Raw genomic sequence first — 5,587 nt, 5'->3', positions numbered from 1 at the left:
TGCTTCGCCTCCTCACAGATAGCCCCTTTCTGCCTGCTTTCACCCTCGTGCTCCGGCGTCTCGCGGTCGTCTCATGGTCGTGCCATCGATCTCGTCGTAAAGCCCGGCGCCTCATTCGGCACGGGCAGGACGCACGACTTCGCGATCACTGATGATGGCGTCCAGCGGGACATCCCAGGACTGTACCGGCAGGGCGGGGACTTTCTGACAGTGGTGGGCGAGGCCGATCAACAGTGGCCGTGGGCCGGGACGGCGCGTAAAGGCGAAGCTGCGATCGTAGAAGCCACCGCCCATGCCGATGCGAGCCCCGCGCCCATCGAAGCCGACCAGTGGCATCAAGACGACATCCAGCGCCCAGGCAGGCAGGCGCCGCGCCCTGGAAGCCCCATGACGGGTGTCCGGTTCGGCGATGCCGAAGCGGTTGCTGACCAGGGGTGTCTGATCGTCGTAGCGCACGAACCATAGCGAATTGGCCGCGAACGGACGCAGTACCGGCAGATAGACCTTCGCTCCCCGTCGCTGCAGCCAATCGCACAGACGCGTGGCATCGATCTCGCCATCGTAGGGCAGATACAGGGCGACGTGGCGGGCGCGCAACAGTTCTGGCAGCCGTTTCAGCTGACGCAGGAGTGCATCTTCGGCTTGCAGACGAATGGCAGGTGGTAGCTGACGGCGGCGTTGGCGCAGCAGACGGCGAAGCGCACGGCGGTCGGCCTGAGGGTGATCGAGCTCGCTGGGCAGTGCCCAGAGCGTGGTATCGAGTGCTGCAGAAGGGAGTGGCGAGCGTGGGCTCGCGGATGCGGCATAGGCCGCGGGGGGCTTGTGCATGCCTGACAATCTCCGTCAGACAGGGTTCTCCAAGGTGCCGGTGTTACCGGGGGCCCTTGAACCCAGCGGTTCAAGGTGGGTAGTCCCGCGCAGCGCATCAGGCGTTCCGACGCACGGACATGCACACAGCACTGCGCAGTGGACTCCCTGGGAATAGCTTATAAGCTCGAGGGACATCGGCAACTGTCGTACACCCCAGAGAACTCATTCAGTCTACCAAACCCCGCCTGCCTGCCCAAGGGCTAATCCTGTCGGGAACAATCTGTTGCCTGAATGTATCAGTTGTTTGATTCTGAAGCGTTTTTACGCTCAGCAGCGCGCGCCTTCGCCTGATCGGCATAGTCGGCTGGCAGCTGACTGAGCGCGGCATCCAGTTGACGGTCCAGCGCGGTGAGGCGAGTCTCGAAGTCGCGCTGTAGGGCGCGTTCGCTGTCACGGCTGTTGATCAACTCATGCGAGATATTGAGCGCTGCCATCAGGGCGACCTTGTCGGCGCTGATGGTGTTGCCGCGCTGCTGGATGCCTTGCATGGCGAGATCCAGATAAGCCGCCGCACGGGTCAGGCCATCTTCCTCGCCGGGCTGACAGCTGACGGTATAGCTGCGGCCGAGCAGGCTGATCTCGGTGGTATTGCGTGGGGTGGCGGAATCGCTCATGTAGATCCTCTCGGGCCTTGTCCGGCGTCATCCAGATTGATGCCGACGTCCTGCTGTCAGTGCGTCACCGTCGCAGTCAGGACGGCAAGCCAGAAGGAGGGCCAGTGCGGTAAGATGGGGGCATTCTCGAGCCACTATAGAGAGCCGCTTCTGGAGGGTCAACGCGCCGCGCGGCGCGGCTGCCTTGTGCTGCAGCACATCCTTCAGATGCCATTCTCCCGCTACAGAACCACTTCTCACTGACTCAATGGGGCCGCATCATGGCGATCATCAACGATACCTTCGACTTCTCGCTCGTCGCAGACCACTTCCTGGCTCACGGCAGCCTCAACAATCCCTCCTTCCTCGATGGTCAGCTGGTAGCCGCACTGGCGCTGGATGACATCAGTGCCGAGGATTGGCTGGCGCGCGTCTGCGCCTCGCTGGGGGTCGAGCAACCGGCCACGCGTGAGGCCGGTGAAGTCTTCCTCACCTGGCGCACGCGCAATCAGGAGCGTCTGGCCGCCAGCGAGATGAGCTTCGAGCCGCTGCTGCCGGATGACATGTTCTCGCTGGCCGAACGTGGTCAGAGCCTGCGCGAATGGACGCTGGGCTTCCAGGAAGAGCTGGCCGGTGCCGATGACGATGTCCGTAGTGGCTGGAGTCAGGCGCTCAAGGATGCGCTGAGCGATGTCGAAGCCATCTCGAGCGGCCTCGCCAATGCCGAAGACCTCGACGACGACAACGCCGAGGACGAGGCCGACCTGTTCGCGCTGGCTGACCATGTGCGCATGGCGGCCTTGCTGCTTTACACCGAGCAGCACCCGGGCAACCCGGACGTCGAGAAGCCCAGCGATGACCAGCTGCCGGAAGGCGGTCTCGAGGGTAGCCTCGGCGTCAGCTCGCGTACCGATACCCACTGAAACGATGGTCACCCACCGCTTGCGCCGCGTCTGATGCAAGGCTGGTACAAGAGGGCGGGTGACCCCATCTACAGCATCACGCCTGTTTGTCACTCGAACGCGCCATGCCCGGCGGGTTCTCGACGGAGATTGCCATGACTGCCCCAGCCATCCTGCCCGCACCTGCTGCCCTGACGGCAGAGGATTTTCGTGCACGCCGCCAGCGCCTGATCGCGCAGCTGCCGCAGGGGGCTGCCGCATTGGTGGTCTCGTCGGGCCTGGCCCAGCGCAACCGCGACAGTGAATACAGCTTCCGTCAGAACAGCGACTTCCACTATCTGACCGGCTGGCCGGAACCCGAGGCCGCCTTGCTGTTGCTGCCCGGGCGCGCCGAAGGGGAGAGCGTGCTGTTCTGTCAGGAGAAGGACCCGCTGGCCGAAGCCTGGACCGGCATCCGCATCGGCGCCGAGGGTGCCGTCGCCACGGCAGGCTTCGATCAGGCCTTCACCAATGAGGCCCGTGATGAGGTGATGGCCAGCCTGCTGGATGGCCGCGAGCGTCTCTATGTGCTGTTCGAGGATGACGAAGCCCTGGCGCTGGCTCAAGCGCTGCGCGATGAGCTGGCCGCCGCGGTGCGTCGCGGAGCACGGCCGCCGGCCGCCTTCGAGGATCTCGCGCCGCTGCTGCATGAGCAGCGCCTGATCAAGGATGAGCGTGAGCTGGCACTGATGCGCCACGCCGCCGAGATTTCCGCGCGCGCGCATGTGCGTGCGATGCAGATCAGCCGTCCCGGCCTGCACGAGTATCATCTGCAGGCCGAGATCGAGCATGAATTCCAGTGGCAGGGGGCGCCGGCTCCGGCCTACACCAGCATCGTCGGGGCGGGTGTGAATGCCTGTGTGCTGCACTACATCGAGAATCGCGCGCCGCTGGAGGATGGTCAGCTGGTGCTGATCGATGCCGGCGCCGAGTACGCCCTGTATGCCGGCGACATCACGCGTACCTTCCCGGTCAATGGCCGCTTCAGTGAGCCGCAGCGCCGTCTGTACGAGATCGTGCTCAAGGCGCAGGAGCGTGCGGTGGCCGCCGTGGTACCGGGTGCAACGTTGGTGGGCATTCACCAACAGGTGGTGCATGACCTGACCACGGGGCTGGTCGAGCTGGGCCTGTTGCAGGGCGAGGTCGAGGAATTGATCAGCAGCGATGCCTACCGTCGCTTCTATCTGCACTCCACCTCGCATTGGCTGGGGCTGGATGTGCACGACGTGGGCAGCTATCGCGAAGCGGGTGAGCCACGTCCGCTGGTGCCGGGCATGGTGCTGACCATCGAGCCGGGCCTCTACATTCCGCAGGACGGCGACATTCCTGTCGAATATCGCGGCATCGGCATTCGCATCGAGGACGACGTCGCGGTGACTGCCGCGGGCCACGAGGTGTTGAGTCATGGCGTGCCCAAGTCCGTCGAGGCCATCGAGGCGCTGATGCGCGCGGAGGCCTGACGCCATGAGTGAGCCTGAAGCCATGAGCGGGCGTGATGCCGAACACTTCGACATCGTTATCATCGGCGGCGGCCTGGTGGGCGCCAGCCTGGCCTGTGCGCTGGCGCCGCTGATGGCGCGTGTGGCCGACGAGAAGGGCCGTGAGGCCGCAGCGTTGCGTGTCGCCGTGATCGAGGCCAATGAGCTGCCCGCGGCGACGGCAGACGCCCAGCGCTTCCAGCCCAGTTTCGATGCACGTGCCAGCGCCATCGCGGCGGGCTCACGCCAGCGGTTCACCGCCTTCGGGGTCTGGGAGGCGATGTGCGAGCACGCCACGCCGATTCGCACCATCCATGTCAGTGAGCGCGGCCACCTGGGCGCGACCCGCATGCGGGCCTCCGAACTCGAGGTAGCCGCGCTCGGCCACGTGATTCCCAATGCCTGGATGGGCCAGGTACTACATCGCCAGCTGGCCGAGCTGCCGCTGGCCTGGTATTGCCCGGCGCGCGTGGCAGAAATCGCCGTCACGGCGCAAGGCCATCGCCTCACGCTCGAGGATGGTCGTCTGATCGAGGCTGAGCTGACCGTGCTGGCGGATGGCGGTCGCTCCGGACTCAAGGAGCGCCTCGGCATCCACAGTGCGGCGCAGGACTATGAGCAGCATGCCTTGATCGCCACGGTGGAGATGAGCCAGCCTCACCAGGGAGTCGCCTACGAGCGCTTCACCAGCGAAGGCCCGATGGCGCTGCTGCCGCTGGCCGGCAAGCGCATGGAGCTGGTGTGGACACGCTCGCCCGCGGACACGGGAAGCCTGATGGCGCTGCCCGACAGCGACTTCCTGCAGGCGCTGCAGCGCGCCTTCGGTGAACGCGCCGGACGCTTTCGCCGCGTCGGGCAACGCCACGCCTATCCGCTGTCGTTGGTGCGTGCCAGCGAGGGCACGCGTCCCGGCCTTGCGGTGCTCGGCAATGCCGCCCACGCCCTGCACCCGGTGGCAGGGCAGGGCTTCAATCTGGCGCTGCGCGGCGTGACCGACCTGGTCGCGGCCATCGAGGCGGGCCTGACGCGTGGCGAGTCGCCGGGGGCCACCAGTGTGCTGAGTGACTTCGAGGAACGGCGCGGCGCGGATCGCGACAATGTGGTGCTGTTCAGCGATGGCCTGATCCGCCTGTTCGGGGTCGAGAGTCGCTGGCTGGGGCATGCACGGGCAGCGGGCCTGATCGGGCTCAATCTGGTCTCGCCGCTCAAGCGCCTGTTGGCCAGACGCTCGATGGGCATTGAACGCTGAGGTTGGTGGGTGCTCGCTGACTTGGCTCGTGGGCAGAGCCTCGCAGGCAGGGCGTCACTGACAGGGCGTCACTGACAGCGCCTTGGTGTCGAGCCACGCGACGGGGCTTCGAGATCAGGGCACGAGATTGGTCTTCGAGATCAGGCTACGAGACAGAACTACGAGACAGAACTACGAGACAGAACTTCGAGACAGGGAGCAGGCATGAAGGACGGTCGATCAGCAGGTAGCGCACATGACGCCGATGTCGCCATCGTCGGTGCCGGTATCGTCGGTGCCACCCTGGCGCTGCTGCTGGGGCAGGCGGGACTGCGGGTCATGCTGGTCGAGGGGCGTGAGTCCGCGACCCGCTGGCAGCCAGATAGTGCCCCCGAGCCACGGGTGAGTGCATTGACGCCGGTCTCTCAGCAGCTGTTGAGCGGTCTGGGTGTGTGGCCGACGATCGCCGCCAGTCGC

The 5,587-nt window shown here is 65.6% G+C and carries 6 protein-coding genes and 1 other RNA gene; 4 read left to right on the top strand and 3 right to left on the bottom strand.

Translation table 11 applies throughout. The annotated features are described in order from the left end of the window. Positions 1–111: 111 nt before the first annotated feature. The 3 genes from AC4FAH_RS01835 to AC4FAH_RS01825 all read right to left on the bottom strand — a co-directional run bounded on the left by AC4FAH_RS01835 (position 112) and on the right by AC4FAH_RS01825 (position 1,484). Positions 112–828 (bottom strand): 5-formyltetrahydrofolate cyclo-ligase, encoded by a 717-nt coding sequence (locus AC4FAH_RS01835; protein WP_153635009.1) that lies wholly within the window; start codon positions 826–828, stop codon positions 112–114. Between the two features lie 22 nt (positions 829–850). Beyond that, positions 851–1,033, bottom strand: a non-coding RNA gene (gene ssrS, locus AC4FAH_RS01830) — 6S RNA. A gap of 73 nt (positions 1,034–1,106) precedes the next feature. Continuing rightward, on the bottom strand, positions 1,107–1,484 hold the full coding sequence (locus AC4FAH_RS01825) for a cell division protein ZapA (RefSeq protein ID WP_064503224.1): 378 nt from the start codon (positions 1,482–1,484) through the stop codon (positions 1,107–1,109). Between the two features lie 260 nt (positions 1,485–1,744). On the opposite strand from AC4FAH_RS01825, the gene AC4FAH_RS01820 reads away from it, so the two are divergent. The 4 genes from AC4FAH_RS01820 to AC4FAH_RS01805 form a co-directional block, all read left to right on the top strand. Next, the gene (locus AC4FAH_RS01820) at positions 1,745–2,386 is read left to right on the top strand and encodes a UPF0149 family protein (protein WP_064503223.1); all 642 of its coding nucleotides are present in this window, start codon (positions 1,745–1,747) and stop codon (positions 2,384–2,386) included. Positions 2,387–2,520: 134 nt separating this feature from the next. Continuing rightward, a complete protein-coding gene (gene pepP, locus AC4FAH_RS01815) occupies positions 2,521–3,864 on the top strand; it encodes a Xaa-Pro aminopeptidase (protein ID WP_279836574.1) in 1,344 nt (447 codons plus the stop codon). Between the two features lie 4 nt (positions 3,865–3,868). After that, positions 3,869–5,131 (top strand): 2-octaprenyl-6-methoxyphenyl hydroxylase, encoded by a 1,263-nt coding sequence (gene ubiH / locus AC4FAH_RS01810; RefSeq protein ID WP_288988079.1) that lies wholly within the window; start codon positions 3,869–3,871, stop codon positions 5,129–5,131. A gap of 204 nt (positions 5,132–5,335) precedes the next feature. Continuing rightward, a partial coding sequence (locus AC4FAH_RS01805) for an FAD-dependent oxidoreductase (RefSeq protein WP_490245584.1) occupies positions 5,336–5,587 on the top strand: 252 nt, incomplete at its 3' end.

It is taken from the genome of Cobetia sp., from assembly GCF_983723665.1.
Note: the sequence above shows the minus strand (reverse complement) of the source record. Positions and strands in the feature narration are given on the sequence as shown.

Bases quoted from the DNA above. Each gene is read 5' to 3' on its own strand.
- AC4FAH_RS01835 (WP_153635009.1), bottom strand. From the start codon at position 828: ATGCACAAGCCCCCCGCGGCCTATGCCGCATCCGCGAGCCCACGCTCG.
- AC4FAH_RS01825 (WP_064503224.1), bottom strand. From the start codon at position 1,484: ATGAGCGATTCCGCCACCCCACGCAATACCACCGAGATCAGCCTGCTC.
- AC4FAH_RS01820 (WP_064503223.1), top strand. From the start codon at position 1,745: ATGGCGATCATCAACGATACCTTCGACTTCTCGCTCGTCGCAGACCAC.
- pepP (WP_279836574.1), top strand. From the start codon at position 2,521: ATGACTGCCCCAGCCATCCTGCCCGCACCTGCTGCCCTGACGGCAGAG.
- ubiH (WP_288988079.1), top strand. From the start codon at position 3,869: ATGAGTGAGCCTGAAGCCATGAGCGGGCGTGATGCCGAACACTTCGAC.